Below are 23,026 nucleotides of genomic sequence, written 5' to 3'. Positions count from 1 at the left end.
CCGGGCGCGGGCCCACGCACGGGGGTGGGTCCGCGCCCGGCCGTGACCTGGCGCACATTCGATACGAACCGGTTCCGTATCGAAATTCCCTCACCTACGCTCGGCGTGAGTTACGAGTCTGGCCCGTTTCGTATTCGGACGCGGGTGAACCGGGGGGAGAACCCGAATGGAACCGCACGAGAACACCGGACACCCGAGGAGGTGGGCGATCCTCGGAGTGCTGGTGATCAGCCTCCTCGTGGTCGTCCTCGACAACACCATCCTCAACGTCGCGCTGCGCACCCTCGCCGACCCGGTGCACGGCCTCGGCGCCAGCCAGGGCGAGCTGGAATGGGCGATCAACTCCTACACGCTGGTCTTCGCCGGCCTGCTCTTCACCTTCGGCGTGCTCGGCGACCGGCTCGGCCGCCGGCGTTTCCTGATCCTCGGGCTGGCGCTGTTCGGGCTGGCCTCACTGCTGTCGGCGTACGCGCAGGACCCGGGGCAGCTCATCGCCGCCCGGGCCCTGATGGGCGTCGGCGGCGCGGCCATCATGCCGGTGACGCTCTCGATCATCTCCAACGTCTTCGACCCGCGCGAGCGCGGCCGGGCGATCGGCGTCTGGGCCGGCGCGGTCGGCCTCGCCGTGGCCATCGGCCCGGTGCTCGGCGGCGCCCTGCTGGAGCACTACTGGTGGGGCTCGGTCTTCCTGATCAACGTGCCGGTGGTCGCCGTCGGCGTGCTGCTGGTCGCGCTCCTGGTCCCCGAGTCCCGCGACCCGTCCCCGGGCCGGGTGGACCTGCTCGGCGTGCTGCTCTCCGTGGTCGGTCTGGTCGCGCTCACCTACGGCATCATCGACGGCGGCGAGCACGGCTTCGGTCGCCCGCAGGTCTGGGTCTCGATCGTCGGCGGCCTCGCGGTGCTCGGCTGGTTCGTCGCGCACGAGTTGGGCAGCGACCACCCGTCGCTGGACGTGCGGCTGTTCCGGGTGCCCCGGTTCGCCGCCCCGGTCGCGCTGGTCGGGCTGGTCTTCTTCGCCGCGATGGGCGTGATGTTCTTCGGCGCGTTCTACCTGCAACTGGTGCGCGGCTACAGCCCGCTGGAGAGCGGCCTGCTGTTCCTGCCCTTCGCCGCCGCCCAGCTCATCTTCGCGCCGCGCAGCGCCGCGATGGTCCGCCGGTACGGCGGCCGGGCCGTCGCCGCGGTCGGGCTGCTGCTCACCGTCGTGGCGCTCGCCGCGTTCGTCCTCATCGACGCGGACACGCCGATCTGGATCTTCTCGGCGCTGGGCTTCCTCCAGGGCGCCGGGATGGCCAACATCATGCCGCCGGCCACCGAGTCGATCATGTCGGCGCTGCCCCGGGAGAAGGCCGGCGTGGGCTCGGCGGTCAGCAACACGATCCGCCAGGTGGCCGGCGCGCTCGGCGTGGCGGTGCTCGGCTCGGTGCTCTCCGCGGTCTACCGCGACCAGATCGCCCCGGCCGTGTCCGCGCTGCCCGCCCCGGTCCGCGACGCGGCCCGCGAGTCGGTCTCCGGCGCGTACGCGGTCGCCGACCGGCTCGGCCCGGCCGCGCCGCGCCTGATCGACGCGGCGAACGACTCGTTCGTCTCGGCGATGCACTGGGCGGCCGGGATCTCCGCGCTCGTCGCCCTGTTCGGCATGGTCATCGTGTTCCGCTGGATGCCGGGCCGGCCGCTCGTCGCGCCCGACGCGTCACCGGCCACCGAGCCGGAGTTGGCCGGGACCGCATAGGTTCGTGGACAATGTCTGACATGACTTCCACGGCGGATGCTCCGCGGTCGCCCGGGCGACCGCGGAGCACCCGCGCGGACGAGGCGATCGTGGAGGCCACCCTCGACCTGCTGGCCGAGGGGAGCACCATCGAGGCGCTCTCCATCGAGGCGATCGCCGCCCGGGCCGGCGTCGGCAAGGCCACCATCTACCGCCGCTGGTCCGGCAAGGAAGCTCTGCTGCTGGACGCGCTGGGCCGGCTCAAGGGCGCCCCGCCCCGCATCGGCGGGCACTCCGTCCGCGACGACCTGGTGCAGCTCGTCGGCGCCGTCGGTCAGCACGTCGACCCGCGGGCCCGCATGATCATGCCGTGCCTGGTGCCCGAGGTGAGCCGCAGCTCCGCCCACCGGCAGGCCTACGAGGCGATCATCGAGCCCCGCCGGGAGGCGATGCGCGAGGTGCTGCGCCGCGCGGTCGAGCATGGTGAGCTGCGCGCCGACCTCGACGTCGAGGTCGCCATGGCGTTGCTCACCGCGCCGATGCTGACCCAGCGGATGGTGCACTGGTATCCGGGGACGGACGAGCGGATCCTGCCCGAGCGCATCGTGGACACGGTCCTGGCCGGCCTGCGCGCCCGCTGACCCGGTCGGCAGCTCAGGGGACACGGTCCTGGCCGGCCTGCGCGCCCGCTGACCCGCCGGGCAGCTCAGGCGGCGGGCGTGCGCAGCCGGTGCAGGCGCAGCGCGAGCTGCACCTCCAGCGCCCGCTCCGGCTTCTGCCAGTCGGCGCCGAGCAACTGCCCGACCCGCTCCAGCCGCTGGGTCACCGTGTTCACGTGCACGTGCAACTGCTCGGCCGCCCGGGCCAGGCTGCCGCCCACCCCGAAGTACGCCTCCAGCGTCCGCACCAACGCGGTGCCCCGCCGCGCGTCGTAGTCGACCACCGGCCCCACCGTCGCGGTCAGGAACCCGCTCACGTCCCGGTTGCCCGCGTCGCCGACCGCGCCCAGCAGCAGCCCGACGAAGCCCAGCTCCGCCGTGCTCGCGCCCTGCCCGGATCGACCCAGCGCGCCGAGCGCGGTCAGGCAGCGCTCCGCCTCGGCGAACGTCACCGCCAGCGACGCGGGGCCGGTGGACGGCCCGCTCGCCCCGGCGGTCACCGGCCGGCCGGTCACCCGGGACAGGTCCCGGGCCACCGCGCGGGCCGCCCCGCCGGCGTCCCGGCCGGGCAGCATCAGCACCACCCGCCCGTCGCGCGCCGCGGCCAGCCCGCCCCGGGTCGAGGCGTACGTGGTGGCCCACGACAGCACCCGCTGCCGGGCCGACCCGGTCTCGGCGAACGCGTCGTCGCCGACCGCCACCAGCACGTGCGGGGCGTCCAGGTCGACCCCGATCCGGCGGGCCCGGCTGCGCAACGCGTCGGCGTCCCGCAACGGCCGGGCGATCAGGTCGTCCAGCAGCTCGCCCCGGACCCGCCCCTCCGCCTCGGCCACCGTGCGGCGGAACAGCAGCAGCAACGCGGTCACCAGCGCGGCCCGCTCCAGGATCCGCTGGTCGGCGTCGACCAGCTCGTCGTCCGGGCGCAGCACCAGCGCGCCCAGGTTCTCCGCGCCGGCCACCACGGCCGCGTACCAGAGCGGGCCGCGTCGCACGCTGCGCCCCTCGGTGCGGGACGCGGCGACCGCCTCCACGATGTCCGCCCGGTCCGGCTCCTCGATCTCACCGACCCGGGCCAGCCGGCGGCCCTCGGCGTCCAGCGCCAGCAGCGCCCCGCCGAGCACCTCGGTCACCGCCGCCGCCACGTCCTCCATCCCGCCGCCGCGGACCACCAGCGCGGTCATCCGGTCGTGCGCGGCGGCGGCCCGCTCCACCGAGCTGCTGTGCGCCCGGATCGTGCTGTTCGCCGAGGACAGCTCGGCCAGCGCCGACCGGGTCTCGGCGAGCAGCCGGGCGGTGTCGATCGCCACCGCCGCGTGCGCGCCCAGCGACACCAGCAGCGACACCTCCTCCCGCGCGAACGGGCGGGCCGAGCGGTTGGCCGCGTAGAGCACGCCGATCACGCTGGAGCCGAGCCGCAGCGGCACGCCGAGGATGGCCACCAGGCCCTCCTCGCCCACCCCGCCGTCGATCTCCCCGGTGTGCCGGAACCGCTCGTCCTCCTGGTAGTTCGACGTCACGTACGGGGTGCCGGTCTGCGCCACCAGCCCGCCCAGGCCGTCGCCCATCTCCAGCCGCAGCCGCTGGAACCGCGCCGAGATCGACCCGTCGGTGACCCGCATGTACGTGTCGCCGCGCTCGTCGTCGTTGAGCGTCATGTATGCCACGTCGGTGCCGAGCAGGATCCGCGCCCGGTGCACGATCGCCCGCAGCACGTCGTCCAGGTCGCGCAGGCCGGCCAGGTCGCTGGCGGTGTCGTAGAGGCCGGACAGCTCGGTCTCCCGGCGGCGCCGGCGCTCCAGCAGCGCCCGGACCCGCAGCGCCACGATCTTCGCCTGCTCCAGCTCGGCCAGCCGGTCGGCGGGCAGGCCGGCGGCGCGCGCGGCGACCAGCGGGCCCTCGAACTCGACCGCGGCGGCCTCGCGCGCCAGCAGTTCCAGGAACTCCACCGGCGACGACATGACCGACATTGTGCGCGGCGCCACTAGTTCGCCGTCCAGCCCCCGTCGAGGGCGATCGAGGCGCCGGTGAGGAACGCGGCCGGCGGGGCGCACAGGTACGCCACCAGCTCGGCCACCTCCTCCGGCTCGATCAGCCGCTTGATCGCCGCCCGGGCCAGCATGATCTTCTCGATCACCTCGTCCTCGCCGATGCCGTGACTGGCCGCCTGGTCGGCGATCTGGCTCTCCACCAGCGCGGTCCGCACGTACGCCGGGTTGATGCAGTTGGCCGTCACCCCGTGCGCGGCGCCCTCCAGCGCCACCACCTTGGACAGGCCCTCCAGCGCGTGCTTCGCCGAGACGTACGCCGCCTTGAACGGCGAGGCGCGCAGCCCGTGCACCGAGGAGATGTTGACGATGCGACCCCAGCCGTTGGCGTACATCCGGGGCAGCGCCCGGCGGATGAGCAGGAACGGCGCCTCCACCATCACCCGCTGGATGTACTCGAACCGCTCGACCGGGAAGTCCTGCACCGGCGCGACGTGCTGCAACCCGGCGTTGTTGACCACGATGTCGGCGTCCACGTCGAGGCGGTCCACCGCCTCCGGGTCGGCCAGGTCGATCCCCTCGGCCCGGCCGCCCGCCTCGGCGGCCACGGCCTTGGCCGCCTCCACGTTGCGGTCCAGCACCACGACCGAGGCGCCGGCCGCCGCCAGGCGCAGGGCGCAGGCCCGTCCGATGCCACTGCCACCACCGGTCACCAGGGCATGGCGACCGGAGAGGTCGACGTGTACGACGTGGGGGACCGCCACGGGTTCTGCCGTCATGGCGCAGAAGTTACGAGGCGTGTGGCCCCGGGCACATGGGGCGGCGACACATACTCGACCGCTTCGGTGTGTGGTGCGGGTCGCGCCGATCGTCCCCGGCGTGTCCGCCCGTCCGGCCGCCCGGCGGCATCGGTAGGGTGTGTCGAACACACGTACTGCTGGCGGCTCGGGGAGGAGGCGGCGTGCGCGTGCTGGGCGTCGACCCGGGGCTGACCCGGTGCGGGGTCGGCGTGGTCGAGGGCGTGCCGGGCCGCCCGTGCACCCTGGTCGCCTACTACGTCGTCTACACCGATCCCGCCGACGAGCTGCCGTTGCGCCTGCTGCACCTGGACCGCTCGCTGACCGACCTGGTCGCCGAGCACCGGCCGGACGCGGTCGCGGTGGAGCGGGTGTTCAGCCAGCACAACGTCCGTACCGTGATGGGCACCGCGCAGGCCAGCGGCGTGGCGGTGCTGGCCGGCGCGCGCGCCGGGCTGCCGGTGACCACCTACACGCCGAGCGAGGTGAAGGCGGCGGTGACCGGCTCGGGCCAGGCCGACAAGAAGCAGATGACCACCATGGTCACCCGGTTGCTGCGGCTGGCGGAGCCGCCCAAGCCGGCGGACGCCGCTGACGCGCTGGCGCTGGCCATCTGTCACGTCTGGCGCGGCGGCACCCGGTCCAAGCTGGCCGCCGCGGCCGACCAGGCCCGACGAGGAGGGGCGCGACGATGATCGCGAGTGTGCGCGGCACGGTGACCGCGACCGGTCCGGACCACGCCGTGGTGGAGGTGGGCGGCATCGGCCTGGCCGTGCAGTGCGCCCCCGGCACCATCGCCGACCTGCGGGTCGGCCAGCCGGCCCGGCTCGCCACCAGCCTGGTGGTCCGGGAGGACTCACTCACCCTCTACGGCTTCGCCGACGACGACGCCAAGCAGCTCTTCGAGCTGTTGCAGACCGCCAGCGGGGTCGGTCCCCGGCTGGCCCAGGCGGTGCTCGCCGTGCACACCCCGGACGCCGTCCGCAAGGCCATCGCCAACGCCGACACCGCCGCGCTGACCCGGGTGCCCGGCATCGGCAAGAAGGGCGCCGAGCGGCTCGTGCTGGAGCTGCGGGACCGGGTCGGCCCGGTGGCGATCGGCCCGGACGGCGCGGGCGGGGTGACCGCGGGCGCCTGGCCGGAGCAGGTGCGCCAGGCCCTGGTTGGGCTCGGTTGGTCGGCCGCGCAGGCGGAGCAGGCGGTCGCCGCGGTCGCCGAGACCGTCGACGGGGAGACCCCGCCGGTGCCGGTTCTGCTCAAGCAGGCGATCCGCCTCCTGGGTCGCACCCGATGAGTGGGGACAACCTCGTCTCGGCGTACGTCAGCGACGCCGAACTGGACGCGGAGGCCAGCGTCCGGCCGAAGCGGCTCGGTGAGTTCATCGCCCAGCACCGGGTCCGCGACCAGCTCGACCTGCTGTTGCAGGGCGCGATGCGGCGCGGCTCCCCGCCGGACCACATCCTCCTGTCGGGGCCGCCCGGCCTCGGGAAGACGACCTTGGCCAACATCGTGGCCGCGGAGCTGGGCACCGGGATCCGGGTGACCAGCGGGCCGGCGATCGAGCGCTCCGGCGACCTGGCCGCGATCCTGACCAGCCTGGCCGAGGGCGACGTGCTCTTCATCGACGAGATCCACCGGATCGCCAAGCCGGCCGAGGAGCTGCTCTACAGCGCGATGGAGGACTTCCGGGTCGACGTGGTGGTGGGCAAGGGTCCCGGTGCGACCGCCATCCCGCTCGACGTGGAGCCGTTCACGCTGGTCGGCGCCACCACCCGGTCCGGCCTGCTGACCGGGCCGATGCGCGACCGGTTCGGCTTCGTCGCGCACCTCGACTTCTACTCCCCGGCCGACCTGGAGACGCTGCTGCACCGCTCCGCCCGGATCCTCGGCGTGCCGATCACCCCGGAGGGCGCGGCGGAGGTCGCCGGCCGGTCCCGGGGCACGCCCCGGATCGCCAACCGGCTGCTGCGCCGGGTCCGCGACTACGCCGAGGTGCGCGCCGACGGGGTGGTCAACCTGGAGACCGCCCGGGCCGCGCTCACCGTCTACGACGTGGACGCGCTGGGCCTGGACCGGCTGGACCGGGCGGTGCTGAAGGCGCTCGTCGACTCGTTCCGCGGTGGCCCGGTCGGTGTCTCCACCCTCGCGGTGGCGGTGGGGGAGCAGCCGGACACGGTCGAGGAGGTCTGCGAGCCGTTCCTGGTCCGGGCCGGGCTGCTGGCGCGGACGCCCCGGGGCCGGGTGGCGACCGAGGCCGCCTGGCACCATCTGGGCCGTACGCCCCCGAATGGTACATTTGGTGCGGATCCCTCCCGGGGACCCGATCTGTTCTCGACGCAGCCCGACACGCCGTGATCCGTTCGTGATCTGTGCCGCATTCGGTCTTCTCAGGAGCAGCGACTAGACTTCGCCGCGGTCTGTACAGGACGTGAGAATCCGCCTCCGCTGCGGCGCCCTCAGGGGTCGGCGGAGGCCAACCGGAAGGTCGACACCGTGCTTTACGCAGCAGCGAGTGGCGGGGGAGCCGGCGGTCTGACGCCGATCCTCATGATCGCTCTGCTCTTCGTCGTCATGTACTTCATGATGATCCGTCCGCAGCAGAAGCGCCGCCGCGAGGCGGAGCAGATGCAGTCCGCGCTCGCCCCCGGCGACGAGGTGGTCACCATCGGCGGCCTGCACGGCACGGTCACCGTGGTCGAGGACGACACGGTCCTGCTCGAGGTCGCCCCGGGCGTGCAGACCCGCTACGCGCGTCCCGCCGTGGCCCGCGTGGTCAAGCGGGCCGAGGCGCCCGAGGCGGAGACCATCAGCGAGGAAGTCGAACCGGTCAAGGAGTGACCACCCGCCCCGGACGGGGCAGCGGAATCACCCCCACAAGTGGATAGTTGGGCCGGCATCCGACGCCGGCACGCGGCCGGGCCCGCGCGACGCCCCCGCGTCGCGTCCGGGCCGGCGTGCCGGTGACCGGCGCCGGCCAAGCCGGAGCAGTCGGGCGGACACCCCCGGCCCGACAGGTGTCGCCGCCGTGGAAGCGGCGCGACCGTACAGGGAGACAGGACAGCCGTGGCACCACCTCAGGGACAGATGCGCCCCGGACGGCAGCTCGCCGTGCTCGGGTTCATCTTCGTCGTCCTCTATCTTTTGGTGTTCTTCTCGGGCGGTGCCAGCGGTGGCTGGAAGGACCGGCTGGAGCCCCGGCTCGGCCTGGACCTCATCGGCGGCACCCGGCTGACGCTCGAGGCCACCAACACGGTGGACGGCAAGCCGCCGACCTCGGCCAACCTCGAAGAGGCGCGGCAGATCATCGAGAGCCGGGTCAACGCCTACGGCGTGGCCGAGGCGGAGGTGGTCACCGAGGGCAACCGCAACATCGTCATCTCCCTGCCCGGCCAGAACCGCGACCTGACCGACGTCGGCAGCGCGGCCGAGCTGCGCTTCCGCAAGGTGCTCAAGGCCACCGACGGCAGCGGCGCGGCCGCCGCGCCGGCGCCGAGCCCCAGCGCCTCCGCGGCCCCGTCCGGCAGCGCCTCGCCGAAGCCGTCCGGCAGCGCGTCGCCGAAGCCGAGCGCGAGCGCCAAGGTCTCCGCGTCGCCGAGCGCCGGCGGCCAGGGCGGGATGGCCCCGGCGCCGAGCGCCAGCGCCACGCCGACCCCGTCGGCCTCGCCGAGCGCCGCCGCGCCGAGCGCCAGCGCCGAGCCGGTGCCGCAGAGCATCGAGCAGCAGCGGCAGGCCGTGCAGAAGAAGGTGGGCCCCGCCGCGTGGGCCGCCGCCTCCGGCCTGCAGGCCCCGGCCGACCTGACCGCCGACCCGTCGCTGGCCGACAAGCTCAAGCCGTTCGGCACGCTCTCCCCGCAGGAGATCGCGGTGCTGCCGGTGGAGATGCAGTTCAACGTCCCCACCATCACCTGCGCCCAGCTCGACAAGCGGCCGCCCGCCTCGATCAAGGACCCGAAGCAGAAGGCGGTGGCCTGCGAGGCCGGCGCGAAGAACCTGCTCGACGTGGCCAAGGTCGAGGGCACCGACGTCAAGAACGCCTCCGCCCAGCTCGACCAGACCAGCTCCTGGGTGGTCAGCCTCAACTTCACCGGCAAGGGCCAGGAGAAGTGGACCGCGCTGACCCGCGAGTCGTTCAACAACGAGGGTCAGGCCTGCGACCAGAGCGCGCTCGGCCAGGACGGCAAGTGCCGGGTCGCGGTGGTGCTGGACAACGAGATCGTCTCCTCGCCGGAGATCCAGGGCGTGCTGACCGGTGACTCGCAGATCACCGGCAGCTTCGACAACAAGTCGGCGAACGCGCTGGCCAGCCAGCTCCGCTACGGCGCGCTGCCGGTGACGTTCGTGCCGCAGGAGCAGCAGAACGTCACCGCGACGCTCGGCGACAGCCACCTCAAGGCGGGTCTGCTGGCGGCCGGCATCGGCATGCTGCTGGTCATCATCTACTCGTTCTTCTACTACCGGCTGCTCGGCTCGGTCATCTTCCTCAGCCTGGTGCTCTCCGCGCTGCTGGTCTTCGGCGCGCTGGTGGTGCTCGGCCGGTCGATCGGCTTCACGCTGACGCTCGCCGGCATCGCCGGCATGATCGTCTCGCTCGGTGTGGCGGCGGACTCGTTCGTCATCTACTTCGAACGACTGAAGGACGAGATCCGCGAGGGCCGCAGTCCGCGCAGCGCGGTGCCGCGGGCCTGGATCCGGGCCCGCCGGACGATCATCTCGGCGAACGCCATCACGCTGATGTCGGCCGTGGTGCTCTACATCGTCTCGGTCGGCGCGGTGAAGGGCTTCGCCTTCGCGCTCGGCCTGGCGACCGTGCTGGACCTGGTCGTCGTGTTCCTGTTCCGCCACCCGATCATGACGATGTTCGCCCGCACCCGGGCGTTCCTGTCGCCGCGGGTCAGCGGTCTGGGTCGGGCGCTGCCGGCCCGGTCGGCCGAGTCGGGCACCGCCCGCAACCCGCGTGTCAAGGAGGCCTGAGATGGCGAAGAGTGGTCTGGCCGCCCGGCTCTACCGGGGCGAGGCCGATCTCAACATCGTCGGCAAGCGCAAGGTGTGGTTCGGCGTGGCCGGCGCGCTGGTGCTGATCGCGGTGCTGAGCTTCGCGCTCAACGGCTTCAAGCTCGGCATCGAGTTCGCCGGCGGCAACTCGTTCCAGGTGCCGGCCAGCGTCGGCACGCTGGACCGGGCCGAGACGGTCGTCGACGACGCGCTCGCCGCCGAGGCGCCCGGCGTCGAGGTGGTCAGCGCGCAGAAGGTCGGCGGCACCAGTGGCGAGTACTACGAGATGCGCACCGGGCAGCTCACCGCCGAGCAGGCCAACGCCGCCAAGACCGCGATGGCGCAGGAGTTCGGCATCCAGGCCGACCAGATCAGCGGCAGCCAGGTCTCCGAGGCCTGGGGCAGCCAGGTCACCTCGCGGGCGTTCCTCGGTCTGCTGATCTTCCTCGCCGTGGTGTCGGTCTACCTGGTGCTGCGCTTCGAGTGGCGGATGGCGGTCGCCGCGATCATCTCGCTGCTCACCAACCTGATCCTCACCTCCGGCATCTACTCGCTGGTCGGCTTCGAGGTCACCCCGTCGACGATCATCGGCTTCCTCACCATCCTGGGCTTCGCGCTCTACGACGTGGTGGTGGTCTTCGACAAGGTGCAGGAGAACACGCGCGGCATCACCGCGAACAACAACCTCACCTACGGCGAGGCGTCCAACCTGGCGCTCAACCAGAGCCTCATGCGCTCGCTGAACACGTCGGTGGTGGCGCTGCTCCCGGTCGGTGGTCTGCTCTTCATCGGCGCCGGCCTGCTCGGCGCCGGCACCCTGAAGGACCTCGGCCTGGTGCTCTTCGTCGGTATGGCGGTGGCGTTCCTGACCTCGATCCTGCTGGCCACGCCGCTGCTGGTGTTGCTGAAGAACCAGGACCCGCGGATCAGCGCGCACAACAAGCGGGTGCTCGCCCGCCGGGCGGCCGCCGCCCGGGGCGAGGTCACCCCGAAGGGCGCGCCGCGCCCGGCGCCGACCGGCGACCAGCCGGTCGACCCGGACGGAGCGCTCGCCGGCGTCGCACCGAAGGTCGGCGCACGGCCGACCGGCAAGCGTCCCAGCGGCGCCCGGGGCGGTCGCCCCGGTGGTGGCGGGGGCAACCGGCCGGGCGGCGCGAAGCGCCGCTGACCACCGGCCCGGACGGAATCGATCCGACGGCGTCCGTCATGCTGTTGCCACGGCATGACGGACGCCGTCGTCGTTTCGAGAGGACATGGGACGCACCGTGACGGAGACCCACACCACCGGCGTACGCGGAGACAGCGGCCCGGAGGTCGCCCAACTGGTCGCCAGCCGGCTGCTGGACGTGCCGGACTTCCCCAAGCCGGGGGTCATGTTCAAGGACCTGATGCCGCTCTTCGCCGACGGGGTCGCGTTCCGTGAGGTCATCGACGGGATCATCGCGTACCACGGGCCGGAGTCGTTCGACGTGGTCGCCGGCATCGAGGCGCGCGGGTTCGTGCTGGCGGCGGCGGTGGCCTACGCCACCGGCGTCGGCGTGGTGCCGGTGCGCAAGGCCGGCAAGCTGCCCCGCGCGACCCACGCGGCCTCCTACGCCCTGGAATACGGCGAGGCGACGCTTGAGGTCCACCAGGACGCGTTCACCGCCGGGCATCGGGTGCTGGTGCTTGACGACGTGCTCGCCACCGGCGGCACCGCCGAGGCCACGCTCGACCTGGTGGAACGGGCCGGCGGCACGGTCTCCGGGTTCACCGTGCTGCTGGAACTGGGCTTCCTCAAGGGCCGGGAGCGCCTCGCCCCGCGTCCGGTCCATGCCCTGTTGACCGTTTGACCCCGGCCGCCGGTCCGGTTCGTCGGCACGGACCGTCCGGCGGAGCGGTGGCGTACCCTGCGTACGGGTAGCATTGCCCTTTGCCTGACCGGGCGGGTGACCGTCGGCAGGCGGCGGAGCCGCCGGGGCGCAGCCCCGGTGACCGGCGCGGAACAACACCGGCCCCCGGGTCGGTTGGACCAGACGTCGGCCGGACGGCCGGCGCATCCCGGCGAACGGTGAGGAGGCCGGTGTCCCACGATGTCGTCCCTCCGGTGGAGGGCACGGTGCACCCGACAGGCGACGCGGACGGCTCGGTGACCGAGCGCAGCGGCAACCCGCCGGCCCGGGCGACCGGCGCCACCGACGGCGCGCCGGACGCGACGGTCGACGGCGGGGCGGTGGTGGTGCCGTTCCCGACCGACGGCGACCCCTCGACCAGCGGCGGCTTCGCCCTCTCCAACGCGCCCACCGGCCGGCGGGTGCGGGCCCGGTTGGCCCGGTTCAACGCGCCCTGGCAGACCTCGCAGGTGAGCGAGGTGCTGGAGCCGCTGATCGCCTCCCACCGCGACGCCCACCCCAAGGCCGACGCCCGGCTGCTGCAGCGCGCCTTCGACACCGCGGCGCGCTGGCACTCGGGGCAGTACCGCAAGTCCGGCGACCCCTACATCACCCACCCCCTCGCGGTGGCGACCATCCTGGGCAACCTGGGCATGGACACCACCACGCTGGTGGCGGCGCTGCTGCACGACACGATCGAGGACACCGAATACACCCTCGACGCGATGCGCGCCGACTTCGGCGGTGAGGTCGCGCTGCTGGTCGACGGCGTGACCAAGCTCGATAAGGTGAAGCTGGGCGACGCGGCCAAGGCGGAGACCATCCGCAAGATGGTCGTGGCCATGGCCAAGGACCCCCGGGTCCTGGTGATCAAGCTGGCCGACCGGCTGCACAACATGCGGACGCTGACCTTCCTGCCCCGCCCCAAGCAGGAGCAGAAGGCCAAGGAGACGCTGGAGATCCTCGCCCCGCTGGCGCACCGCCTCGGTATGAACACGATCAAGTGGGAGCTGGAGGATCTCGCCTTCGGCACGCTGTTCCCGAAGCGGTTCGAGGAGATCAACCGGCTGATCGGGGAGCACCAGCCGCAGCGTGAGGCGCTGCTGCGGCAGGTGACGCAGAAGGTGCAGACCGACCTGAAGGCCGCCAAGATCAAGGCGGAGACCACCGGGCGGCCGAAGCACCTCTACTCGATCTACCAGAAGATGATCGTGCGGGGGCGCGACTTCAACGACATCTACGACCTGGTCGGGGTGCGGATCCTGGTCGACACGGTGCGCGACTGCTATGCGGCGTTGGGCGTCATCCACGCCAACTGGCAGCCGGTGCCGGGCCGGTTCAAGGACTACATCGCGATGCCCAAGTTCAACATGTACCAGTCGTTGCACACGACGGTCATCGGGCCCACCGGCAAGCCGGTGGAGATGCAGATCCGCACCTACGCGATGCACCGCACCGCCGAGTTCGGCATCGCCGCGCACTGGAAGTACAAGGAGCACAAGGGCACCCAGGTGGTGGGCCCGCCGGCGCACATCGACGAGATGACCTGGCTGCGGCAGTTGCTGGACTGGCAGCGCGAGGCGGCCGACCCGAGCGAGTTCCTGGACGCGCTGCGCTTCGACCTGTCCAGCCAGGAGGTGTACGTCTTCACGCCGAAGGGCGACGTCATCCCGCTGCCGACCGGTTCGACGCCTGTCGACTTCGCGTACGCGGTGCACACCGAGGTCGGGCACAAGTGCATCGGGGCGCGGGTCAACGGCAAGCTGGTGCCGCTGGAGTCGACGCTGTCCAACGGCGACGTGATCGAGATCTTCACCTCGAAGTCCGACACGGCCGGCCCGACGCAGGACTGGCTCGGCTTCGTCAAGAGCCCGCGCGCGCGCACCAAGATCCGGCAGTACTTCAACAAGGAGCGGCGCGAGGAGGCGATCGAGGCCGGCAAGGACGCGATCGTCAAGGCGATGCGCAAGCAGGGCATGCCGTTGCAGCGGATGCTCACCTCGGACGCGCTGATGGCGATCGCCCGGGACCTGCACCTCGCCGACGTGGCCTCGCTCTACGCGGCGGTCGGCGACAGCCAGGTCTCCGCGCAGTCGGTGGTGCAGAAGCTGATGGCCTCCTACGGTGGCGAGGAGGGCGCGGCGGAGGACATCGCCGAGACCGCCGTCGCCACCCGGCCGCCCCGCAGCCGGCAGAGCAGCGCCGACCCGGGCGTGGTGGTGCGCGGCGTCAGCGACGTCTGGATCAAGCTGGCCCGCTGCTGCACGCCGGTGCCGCCGGACTCGGTGTTCGGGTTCGTCACCCGCTCCGGCGGGGTCAGCGTGCACCGTGACGACTGCGCCAACGCCGAGGACCTGCGGGCGCAGCCCGAGCGGGTGGTCGAGGTGAGCTGGAAGCTGACGTCGGCCTCCACGTTCCTGGTCGCCATCCAGGTGGAGGCGCTCGACCGGCACAAGCTGCTCGCCGACGTCACCCGGGTGCTGTCCGAGGAGCGGGTGAACATCCTCTCCGCGACGGTGACCACCACCCGCGACCGGGTGGCGGTCAGCCGGTTCAGCTTCGAGATGGCCGACCCGAAGCACCTCGGGCACCTGCTGGCCGCGGTGCGCAAGGTCGACGGCGTCTTCGACGCGTACCGGGTCACCTCGGGGGCCTGAGAGCGCCTACGAGAAACGCCCGCCGGATCGACCGGCGGGCGTTTCTCGGTGAACCAGGTCAGCCCTCGATCGGGCTCATGCTCACCTTGGTCATGGTGATCTCCTTCTTCGGGTGACCACCGCCTGCCTGCTTGGCGAAGGCGCCGTCGTCACCGGCCGCGGCGACCTGCTTCACCACGTCCATGCCGGCGGTGATGGTGCCCAGCACCGTGTAGTTCGGGTCGAGCTGGGAGTCGCCGTACACGATGAAGAACTGGCTGCCGGTGCTGCCGGGCTGGCCGGAGTTGGCCATCGCGATGACGCCCTCCGGGTACGGCGGACGCTTGTTGGTGGGCAGGTTCTCCTCGGCCAGGTTGTAGCTCGGCCCGCCGGTGCCGTCGGTGTCCCGCCAGCCCTTGCCGGTCGCGCTCGGGTCGCCGCACTGCAACACCTTGATGCCCTCGGTGACCAGCCGGTGGCACTTGGTGTTGTCGAAGAAGCCCTTGCCGGCCAGGTGGGTGAAGCTGCCCGCGGTGCAGGGCACCGCGGCCCGGTCGAGCTTGGCGGTGATCGGCCCCAGGTTGGTGTCGATCGTCATCGTCTGGCTGCCCTTGTTCGCCTGCTGCGCCGGCGGCAGCCCGACGTCCTTGATCTGCGCCGGGCGGCCCTGCTTCGGCACCTCGGTGTAGGCGCACTGGGCGAACCCGGCGCCGGCCCCGGCCTGCTTCTTGTCGTCGTCACCGCCGAGCGACGTGGCGAGCCAGATCGTGCCGGCCACCACGAGCACCAGCACGGCCGCGGCGCCGACGATCGCCTGCGTCTGCCGGCGCTTGCGGGCCTTGCCGGACCGCTCGGCCATCTCCCGTTCGAGCCGGGCCCGCGCCGCCGCCCGCTGGCGGTCTCTCGTGGAGGTCACGCTCACTCCTCAGCTGCTGTGTATCGGGGGGCGACGCCGCGCGCCGCCGAGTCAACGGTGGATCAACCGGCGCTGGGGCTGGCCGCCGGCGCGGTCTTCGGCTCGCCGACGGTGAGGCTCTGGATCACCACGTCCGTCTTCGGCTTGACCTTGGCGCCGCTGCCGTTGTCCACGGTCGGCAGGGCGCCGATCTTCTCCACCACGTCCAGCCCGCCGGTGACCTTGCCGACCACGCTGTAGGCCGGTTTGGCCGGGTTGAAGTCCTTGAAGAAGATCAGGAACTGGCTGCCGTTGCTGCCCGGCGGGTTGCCGACCAGGGCGACCGTGCCCTTCGGGTACGCCGGCGGCTGTCCCGGCGCCGGCGAGGCCGACGGGCTGGGCTCGGGCGCGGTGGGGACGTTCTCGTCGTAGAACGAGTAGGTCGGGCCGCCGATCCCGGTGCCACTCGGGTCGCCGCAGCGCAGCGCGCCCTCGGCGGTGATCTCGTGGCACTTGGTGTCGTTGTAGAACGACCGGCTCGCCAGGTGGGCGAGGCTCGCGCCGCCGCACGGGGCGGCGGCCAGGTCCAGGTCGACGGTGATCGGCCCGCCCTGGTTGGTGGTGACCGTCATCGGCCGGGTGCCCGAGGTGGGCAGGTCCTTGGTGGCGGGGGTGCCGACGTCCTTGACGTTGGCGTTCCCGGCGCCGTCCTGCGGGGTCCAGAGGCAGGTGTCCTCGGCGGCCTGCTTCTTCGGCTCCGAGTCGAACGCGCCGAGCGCCCAGGCCGAACCGGCGACGATCAGCGCGAGCACCACCGCGGCGCCCACCCCGGCCTGGATCTGCCGGCGACGCTTCGCGGACGCGGCCCGCCGGGCGAGTTGCCGGTCGAGCTTGGCGCGCGCCAGTTTGCGCTGCCGGTCCCTGCTGGAAGCCACAGGTGCTCCCCTTCCTCTGCCTGATCGTGGCCGGCGTCCGGGCGCTGCCCGCCGCCGGAACCGGGGTGCGCCACGCCACACGCCCGCCAGAGTGTACGGGTACGCGCTGTGAATGTGGTGTACGAGGTCCCGCCTGCGCTTATCGGATGTTGTCACTGTGCTCGACGGGGCCGGTGGGGTCGGTGCGGGCGAAACGCGCCCGCCGGTACGACTAGGCTGCTGGGCGAGGACGACGACCGGACGGAGAGGGGACGGACGTGCTCGTGGCGGGCTTTCCCGCGGACGCCTTCGGCACCAACTGCTATGTGGTGGCGACCGCGCCGGGGGAGCAGTGCGTGGTGGTCGACCCCGGCATCGGGGTGCTCGACCGGCTCGACGCCGTGCTCGCCGAGCACCGCCTGCACCCGGCCGCCGTGCTCCTGACCCACGGCCACCTCGACCACACCTTCTCGGTCGCGCCGGTCTGCGGCGCCCGGGGCATCGCGGCCTACGTCCACCCGGAGGACCGGGAACTGCTGGCCGACCCGTCCAAGGCGCTCTCCATGGACCTCACCGCGCTCTTCGGCGGCCGGCTGCCGTACGCCGAGCCCGACGACGTGGCCGAGCTGACCGACGGCGCGACGCTGTCGCTGGCCGGGTTGGAGATCACCGTCGACCACGCCCCCGGCCATACCGGCGGGTCGGTGCTGTTCCGGATGCCCGGCGCCGGCTCGCCCTGGGAGGCCGACGAGATCTGCCTCTCCGGTGACGTGCTCTTCGCCGGCTCGATCGGCCGCACCGACCTGCCGGGCGGCAGCATGCCCCGCATGCTGTCCAGCCTCCGGGAGAAGGTTCTCCCGCTGGCCGACGACACCGTCGTCCTGCCCGGCCACGGCCCCGCGACCACCATCGGCCGCGAGCGCGCGAGCAACCCGTACCTCGTCGAGGTGGCGGGGTCCGCGCGCCCGGCCGCGCCCACCCGAGGCCTCTAGACCCTCGCCCGCGCCCCGCGCGGGTGCCCAAGGAGCACGCCATGAGCAAGCCCACGCCCATCTCCGGCTTCCCCGAGTGGACGCCGGCGCAGCGGATGATCGAGCAGTTCGTGCTGGACCGGATCCGCGCCACGTTCGAGCTGTACGGCTTCGCGCCGCTGGAGACCAGGTCGGTCGAGCCGCTGGACCAGTTGCTGCGCAAGGGGGAGACCTCGAAGGAGGTCTACCTGCTGCGCCGGTTGCAGGCCGACGCCGACGGCCCGACCGGCGACGACGCGCTCGGCCTGCACTTCGACCTGACCGTGCCGTTCGCCCGCTACGTGCTGGAGAACGCCGGCAAGCTGCAGTTCCCGTTCCGCCGCTACCAGATCCAGAAGGTGTGGCGGGGCGAGCGCCCGCAGGAGGGCCGCTACCGGGAGTTCCTCCAGGCCGACATCGACATCGTCGACCGGGACACGCTGCCGCCGCACTACGAAGCCGAGATGCCCCTGGTCATCGGCGACGCGCTGCGCGCGCTGCCCATCCCGCCGGTACGCATCCAGGTCAACAACCGCAAGATCTGCGAGGGCTTCTACCGGGGCATCGGGCTGACCGATCCGGAGGCGGCGCTGCGCGCGGTGGACAAGCTCGACAAGATCGGGCCGGCGAAGGTGGCCGAGCTGCTGGCCGAGACCGCCGGGGCGAGCGAGGCGCAGGCCAAGGCGTGCCTGGCGCTGGCCGAGATCTCCGCCCCCGACGCGTCCTTCGCCGACGCGGTCCGGGCCCTCGGGGTGAGCGACCCGCTGCTGGACGAGGGCGTCGCGGAGTTGACCGCCGTGGTGGAGACCGCCGCCGCGCACGCCCCGGGCCTGTGCGTCGCCGACCTGCGCATCGCCCGCGGGCTCGACTACTACACCGGCACCGTCTACGAGACGCAGATGGTCGGCTACGAGCGGTTCGGCTCGATCTGCTCCGGTGGCCGCTACGACAACCTGGCCAGCTCCGGCGCCGTCCGGTTCCCGGGCGTGGGCATCTCGATCGGCGTGACCCGCCTCCTCGGCCTGCTCTTCGGCGCGGACGCGCTGTCGGTGTCCCGGTCGGTGCCGACCTGCGTGCTGGTCGCGGTCACCGCCGAGGAGGACCGGGCCGCCAGCGACGCGGTCGCGGCAGCGCTGCGGTCGCGGGGCGTCCCGACCGAGGTGTCACCGTCCGCGGCGAAGTTCGGCAAGCAGATCCGGTACGCCGAGCGGCGCGGCATCCCGTACGTCTGGTTCCCCGGCGCGGACGGCGACGAGGTGAAGGACATCCGCTCCGGCGAGCAGGTGGCCGCGGCGGCGGGCGAGTGGACGCCGCCGCGCGCGGACCTGGCGCCGCTGGTCGCCGGCACTGGCGCCTGACGACGATTCGACCTACGGTGGCGTAAGTTACGCCACCGTAGGGAGAACGTCGTGACCGTGCTCAGCCAGACCGCCCTGCTCGTCGAACTCGAGCCCGTGGTCGAGAAGAACCTCGACCGGCACCTCTCGCTTGCCAAGGAGTGGTTCCCGCACGAGTACGTGCCGTGGAGCGCCGGCCGCACCTTCGACGGCCCGCTCGGCGGCGAGGCCTGGTCGGACTCCGACTCGACGATCCCCGAGGTGGCGCGGACGGCGCTGATCGTCAACCTGCTCACCGAGGACAACCTGCCCTCCTACCACCACGAGATCGCCACGCTGTTCGGGCGCGACGGCGCGTGGGGCACCTGGGTGCACCGGTGGACCGCCGAGGAGGGGCGGCACGGCATCGCGATCCGCGACTACCTCACGGTGACTCGGGCGGTGGACCCGGTGGCGCTGGAGCGGGCCCGGATGGTGCACATGTCCGCCGGCTACCACAACGTCCACGACGACGAGGTGCTGCACTCGCTGGCGTACGTGTCGTTCCAGGAGCTGGCGACCCGCATCTCGCACCGCAACACCGGCCGGGCCACCGGCGACCCGGCCTGCGAGGCGTTGCTGGCCCGGGTGGCGGCGGACGAGAACCTGCACATGGTCTTCTACCGCAACCTGCTCGCCGCGGCGTTCGAGTTGGCGCCGAGCCAGGCCATGCGGGCGGTGGCCGACGTGCTGGCGGACTTCCAGATGCCCGGCGTCGGCATCGACGGCTTCGCCCGCAAGTCGGTGGCGATCGCCCTGGCCGGCATCTACGACCTGCGCCAGCACCGGGACGAGGTGGTGATGCCGGTGCTGCGCCAGTGGAACCTGTTCGAGGTGACCGGCCTGACCGGTGACGGCGAGGCCGCCCGCGAGCAGATCGCCGCCCACCTGGACACCCTGGAGACCCAGGCGTCCCGCTTCGAGGACCGCCGAGCCACCCGAGCCGCCCGCCTAACCCCCACCCCTGACCCCCACCCCTCCTCCTCCCCGCAGGCCCCCTCACCAGGCCCCGGCGATCATGAAGTTAGCGGCGACAAAACGGACGCCCCGCACCGCTAACTCCATGATCAACCCCGCTTTCACTCCTTCGTGCGCGTGCCGGACCCCTGCCGCGGCGTGATCAAGGGCTTTGTGTCGGAGTTGATCTCCAGACTGACACGAACTCCTTGGTCACCCGACCAGCCCGGCTCGTCCGGCCCGGCTCGTCCGGCCCGGCTCGTCCGGCCCGGCTCGTCCGGCCCGGCTCGTCGGGTCCGGTCCGTCCGTCCGGTCCGGCTCGTCGGGTCCGGGGCCGTCCGGTCCGGTCCGTCCGGTCCGGTCCGTCCGGTCCGGTCCGTCCGGTCCGGTCCGTCCGGTCCGGTCCGTCCGGTCCGGTCCGGTCTGGCTCGACCGGTCCGAGGGTCGGTGGGACTGGGTGAGCGTGAGCGGGTGGGTGAGGGGTTGTTCGTGAGGGCTGTGGGTGGGTGGGCTGCGATCGCGGGGCGCGTGGTCGTGGGGCAGCCGGGTGGAACGCCGCGGGCGTCTGCCGGGCCGTGACGCACCCACGCTGGTCCTGTCGCGAGCGACGCATGGGCGCGGGTGGAACGCCGTAGGTGCCTACGGCGGCCCGACGCACCCATGGCGTTCCACCCGCCGGCCCCGGGTGGCCGGGAGCGCCGGGGACACAGCGCCTGATCCTCGACCGGAACCCTCCCGTCCCCGGCGATCTTGCACTTGCGGCCCCGGCAAAGGGTGCGATCCGGACGTTTCCCGGGCCGAAAGTGCAAGATCGCCGGGGAGGGCGGGGGCGAAAGAGGGGAGGGGAGGGGAGGGGGTTAGGCGGGGTGGTGGTTCAGGGGAAGAGGAGGCAGGTTGAGGTGGCGTGGGCTACCAGGCGGTTCGCCGGGTCGGTGAGGCGGGCCTCGGCCAGGGCGGTGCGGCGGCCGCGCTGCAGCACGGTGCCCTCGCAGCGCAGGGTGCCGCTGGCCACGGTGACCGGGCGCAGGAACTTCACGTTGAGGTCGAGCGACGTGTAGCCGACGCCGGCCGGCAGCGTGGTGTGCACGGCGCAGCCGGCGGCGGTGTCCAGCAGCGTGGAGAGGACGCCGCCGTGCACGGTGCCGAGCGGGTTGTAGTGGAACTCCTGCGGCAGCAGCTCGACCACGACCCGGCCCTCGTCGGCCTCCATCCGGGCGATGTCGATCAGGTTGGTGATCGGCGGGGCGGCCAGTTCGCCGGCGATCATCGCGCGCATCAGGTCGAGGCCGCTGCGCCGGCCCACATGGGCGGCGCCGGCGACCGGGTCGGCCCAGGTGAACGTGCGGCTGCGCTCCTGCGTCTCAGTCATGGACCCAGCCTCGCAGCGCGTTGCTGAGTCTGTCAATCAGACCTAGCCTGGTCGGCATGAGACCCGCGGCACTGGACTGGTCGGTGGAGAACTGCACCATCGCGCGCGCCATGGAGATCCTCGGCGAGCGGTGGACCGTGGTCGTGCTCCGTGAGGTGTTCAGCGGCGTGCGCCGCTTCGACGACATGCGGGTGCGCACCGGCGTCCCGCGTCAGGTGTTGACCAACCGCCTGGCCATGCTGGTGGAGCGCGGGGTGCTGCGCCGGGAGCCGTACCGCGAGCCGGGCAGCCGGGAGCGGCACGAGTACCGGCTCACCGAGATGGGGCTGGACCTGTGGCCGGTGTTGGTCGCGGTGCTCGGTTGGGGCGACCGCTATCTCGCCGATCCGCAGGGCGCGCCGCTGACCGTGACGCACCGCGACTGCGGCGCCGAGGTGCGGGTGGCGTTGCGCTGCGCCGAGGGGCACGAGCTGACCGAGCCGCGCGACGTGCTGCCGCGCCCGGGCCCCGGGGCGCGTCGCCGCGACTGAGCGAGCCGGCGGCGGCTCTGACACCCGGTGACGATCTTGTTGCTTGGGTGTTACATCGGGTGTCGGTGCGAATCCGGGCAAACACATGTCTTGCTTACGATCTTAAATATGTGAATACTTTGGTCAGCCCGGACGGTTTCCCCAGGTCGCCCGGGTTGCCCTCGGGCGTTTCCCCATGACGACGCCCGTTCACCCCCATTCGGAGGTTGTTACATGCGACCCACGAGGTCCACGCTCCGTCGCGCCGCCGCCATCGCCGTGGCCGGCACCCTCGTCACCGGCTCCCTGCTCGGCGCGCCCGCCCAGGCCGCCCCGTCGGCCGCCTCACCCGACGCCGCCGCCGGCCTCGTCGCCAAGCTCGGCGACCGCGCCGCCGGCACGTACGCCGACGCCAGCGGCAAGATGGTCGTCACGGTGACCGACGCCGCGGCCGCCCGCCAGGTGCACGCCGCCGGCGCCATCCCGAAGCTCGTCACCCGCGGCGCCAACCAGCTCAAGGCCGCCACCAGCGAGCTGGAGCGCTCCGCCAAGATCCCGGGCACCGCCTGGTGGACCGACGCGGCGACCAACCAGGTCGTCGTCTCCGTCGACAGCACCGTCACCGGTGCCAAGCTGGAGCGGGTCAAGGCCGCGGCCGCCCGCACCGGCGGCGCGGTCCGCATCGAGGCCGAGGCCGGCACCCTGACCACCCGGATCTCCGGCGGCCAGGCCATCTACACCGGCGGCTACCGCTGCTCGCTCGGCTTCAACGTGCGCAGCGGCTCGACCTACTACTTCCTGACCGCCGGGCACTGCACCAACCTCGGCTCGACCTGGTACTCGAACTCCAGCCAGACCTCCGTGCTCGGCACCCGGACCGGCACCAGCTTCCCGGGCAACGACTACGGCATCGTCCGGCACAGCAACTCGGCCAACGCGGCCGGCAACGTCTCCCTCTACAACGGCAGCTACCAGGACATCACCACGGCCGGCAACGCGTACGTCGGCCAGGCGGTGCGGCGTTCCGGCAGCACCACCGGCCTGCGCAGCGGCTCCGTCTCGGCCACCAACGCGACGGTCAACTACGCCGAGGGCAGCGTCTCCGGCCTGATCCGCACCAACGTCTGCGCCGAGGGCGGCGACAGCGGCGGCTCGCTCTTCGCCGGCAGCACCGCGCTCGGCCTCACCTCCGGCGGCAGCGGCAACTGCCGTACCGGCGGCACCACCTACTTCCAGCCGGTCACCGAGCCGCTCAGCGTCTACGGCGTGAGCGTCTTCTGATCCCCCGCCACACGAACGGGCCGCCGGGCGACCGGCGGCCCGTTCCGCGCGTACGGACCGGCGC

19 protein-coding genes and 1 pseudogene are annotated in these 23,026 nt (G+C 72.6%); 15 read left to right on the top strand and 5 right to left on the bottom strand.

Annotated elements, in window-relative coordinates; genetic code table 11:
* Positions 1 to 166: 166 nt before the first annotated feature.
* Both H1D33_RS13455 and H1D33_RS13450 read left to right on the top strand, forming a co-directional pair.
* A complete protein-coding gene (locus H1D33_RS13455; RefSeq protein ID WP_181567748.1) occupies positions 167 to 1,732 on the top strand; it encodes an MFS transporter in 1,566 nt (521 codons plus the stop codon).
* A gap of 11 nt (positions 1,733 to 1,743) precedes the next feature.
* Positions 1,744 to 2,352, top strand: coding sequence for a TetR/AcrR family transcriptional regulator (locus H1D33_RS13450; protein WP_181567749.1), 609 nt, complete (start codon positions 1,744 to 1,746; stop codon positions 2,350 to 2,352).
* Between the two features lie 65 nt (positions 2,353 to 2,417).
* On the opposite strand, the gene H1D33_RS13445 is transcribed toward H1D33_RS13450, so the two are convergent.
* Both H1D33_RS13445 and H1D33_RS13440 read right to left on the bottom strand, forming a co-directional pair.
* Complete coding sequence (locus H1D33_RS13445) at positions 2,418 to 4,337, bottom strand: helix-turn-helix domain-containing protein (RefSeq protein WP_181567750.1); 1,920 nt, start codon at positions 4,335 to 4,337, stop codon at positions 2,418 to 2,420.
* A gap of 14 nt (positions 4,338 to 4,351) precedes the next feature.
* Positions 4,352 to 5,134, bottom strand: coding sequence for a 3-hydroxybutyrate dehydrogenase (locus H1D33_RS13440; RefSeq protein ID WP_181567751.1), 783 nt, complete (start codon positions 5,132 to 5,134; stop codon positions 4,352 to 4,354).
* Between the two features lie 182 nt (positions 5,135 to 5,316).
* Between H1D33_RS13440 and ruvC the strand changes: the two genes are divergently transcribed.
* The 8 genes from ruvC to H1D33_RS13400 all read left to right on the top strand — a co-directional run bounded on the left by ruvC (position 5,317) and on the right by H1D33_RS13400 (position 14,672).
* Positions 5,317 to 5,847 carry a crossover junction endodeoxyribonuclease RuvC gene (ruvC, locus tag H1D33_RS13435; protein ID WP_091067263.1) on the top strand — a complete coding sequence of 177 codons (531 nt, stop codon included), beginning with the start codon at positions 5,317 to 5,319 and terminating at the stop codon, positions 5,845 to 5,847.
* Positions 5,844 to 6,446, top strand: a complete 603-nt coding sequence (gene ruvA / locus H1D33_RS13430; protein WP_181567752.1) for a Holliday junction branch migration protein RuvA — start codon at positions 5,844 to 5,846, stop codon at positions 6,444 to 6,446. Before ruvC ends, ruvA begins: the two co-directional genes overlap by 4 nt.
* Entirely contained in the window at positions 6,443 to 7,507 is a 1,065-nt protein-coding gene (gene ruvB / locus H1D33_RS13425; RefSeq protein ID WP_181567753.1) for a Holliday junction branch migration DNA helicase RuvB, read from the top strand. The genes ruvA and ruvB overlap by 4 nt, the downstream gene beginning before the upstream one ends.
* Positions 7,508 to 7,645: 138 nt before the next feature.
* On the top strand, positions 7,646 to 7,990 hold the full coding sequence (gene yajC, locus H1D33_RS13420) for a preprotein translocase subunit YajC (protein WP_181567754.1): 345 nt from the start codon (positions 7,646 to 7,648) through the stop codon (positions 7,988 to 7,990).
* A gap of 225 nt (positions 7,991 to 8,215) precedes the next feature.
* On the top strand, positions 8,216 to 10,123 hold the full coding sequence (gene secD, locus H1D33_RS13415; RefSeq protein ID WP_181567755.1) for a protein translocase subunit SecD: 1,908 nt from the start codon (positions 8,216 to 8,218) through the stop codon (positions 10,121 to 10,123).
* 1 nt (position 10,124) lies between these two features.
* Positions 10,125 to 11,312, top strand: a complete 1,188-nt coding sequence (secF, locus tag H1D33_RS13410) for a protein translocase subunit SecF (protein ID WP_181567756.1) — start codon at positions 10,125 to 10,127, stop codon at positions 11,310 to 11,312.
* A 97-nt stretch (positions 11,313 to 11,409) separates the two neighbouring features.
* Positions 11,410 to 11,976, top strand: coding sequence for an adenine phosphoribosyltransferase (locus H1D33_RS13405; protein WP_181567757.1), 567 nt, complete (start codon positions 11,410 to 11,412; stop codon positions 11,974 to 11,976).
* A gap of 254 nt (positions 11,977 to 12,230) precedes the next feature.
* A complete protein-coding gene (locus H1D33_RS13400) occupies positions 12,231 to 14,672 on the top strand; it encodes a RelA/SpoT family protein (RefSeq protein ID WP_181572756.1) in 2,442 nt (813 codons plus the stop codon).
* A gap of 58 nt (positions 14,673 to 14,730) precedes the next feature.
* Here H1D33_RS13400 and H1D33_RS13395 read toward each other — a convergent pair whose 3' ends face one another.
* Both H1D33_RS13395 and H1D33_RS13390 read right to left on the bottom strand, forming a co-directional pair.
* Positions 14,731 to 15,567, bottom strand: coding sequence for a peptidylprolyl isomerase (locus tag H1D33_RS13395; protein WP_181567758.1), 837 nt, complete (start codon positions 15,565 to 15,567; stop codon positions 14,731 to 14,733).
* Positions 15,568 to 15,629: 62 nt separating this feature from the next.
* Positions 15,630 to 16,481: a peptidylprolyl isomerase gene (locus H1D33_RS13390; protein ID WP_181567759.1), complete on the bottom strand. Its 852-nt coding sequence runs from the start codon at positions 16,479 to 16,481 to the stop codon at positions 15,630 to 15,632.
* Between the two features lie 257 nt (positions 16,482 to 16,738).
* On the opposite strand from H1D33_RS13390, the gene H1D33_RS13385 reads away from it, so the two are divergent.
* From H1D33_RS13385 to H1D33_RS13375, 3 genes and pseudogenes are all read left to right on the top strand, one after another.
* Positions 16,739 to 17,452, top strand: a complete 714-nt coding sequence (locus H1D33_RS13385) for an MBL fold metallo-hydrolase (RefSeq protein WP_181567760.1) — start codon at positions 16,739 to 16,741, stop codon at positions 17,450 to 17,452.
* Between the two features lie 41 nt (positions 17,453 to 17,493).
* Positions 17,494 to 18,828: a histidine--tRNA ligase gene (gene hisS / locus H1D33_RS13380; RefSeq protein ID WP_181567761.1), complete on the top strand. Its 1,335-nt coding sequence runs from the start codon at positions 17,494 to 17,496 to the stop codon at positions 18,826 to 18,828.
* 51 nt (positions 18,829 to 18,879) lie between these two features.
* A pseudogene (locus H1D33_RS13375) lies at positions 18,880 to 19,797 on the top strand (acyl-ACP desaturase); the annotation flags it as partial.
* 880 nt (positions 19,798 to 20,677) lie between these two features.
* On the opposite strand, the gene H1D33_RS13370 reads toward H1D33_RS13375, so the two are convergent.
* A complete protein-coding gene (locus H1D33_RS13370) occupies positions 20,678 to 21,172 on the bottom strand; it encodes a PaaI family thioesterase (RefSeq protein WP_181567762.1) in 495 nt (164 codons plus the stop codon).
* Positions 21,173 to 21,228: 56 nt separating this feature from the next.
* On the opposite strand from H1D33_RS13370, the gene H1D33_RS13365 reads away from it, so the two are divergent.
* Together H1D33_RS13365 and H1D33_RS13360 are read left to right on the top strand one after the other, a co-directional pair.
* A complete protein-coding gene (locus H1D33_RS13365; RefSeq protein ID WP_181567763.1) occupies positions 21,229 to 21,702 on the top strand; it encodes a winged helix-turn-helix transcriptional regulator in 474 nt (157 codons plus the stop codon).
* A gap of 213 nt (positions 21,703 to 21,915) precedes the next feature.
* On the top strand, positions 21,916 to 22,962 hold the full coding sequence (locus H1D33_RS13360; protein WP_181567764.1) for a S1 family peptidase: 1,047 nt from the start codon (positions 21,916 to 21,918) through the stop codon (positions 22,960 to 22,962).
* The last annotated feature ends 64 nt before the right edge of the window (positions 22,963 to 23,026 follow it).

This window comes from Micromonospora ferruginea, from assembly GCF_013694245.2.
GTDB classification, from domain to species: domain Bacteria; phylum Actinomycetota; class Actinomycetes; order Mycobacteriales; family Micromonosporaceae; genus Micromonospora; species Micromonospora robiginosa.
This window is presented reverse-complemented; position numbering and strand designations above follow the sequence as displayed.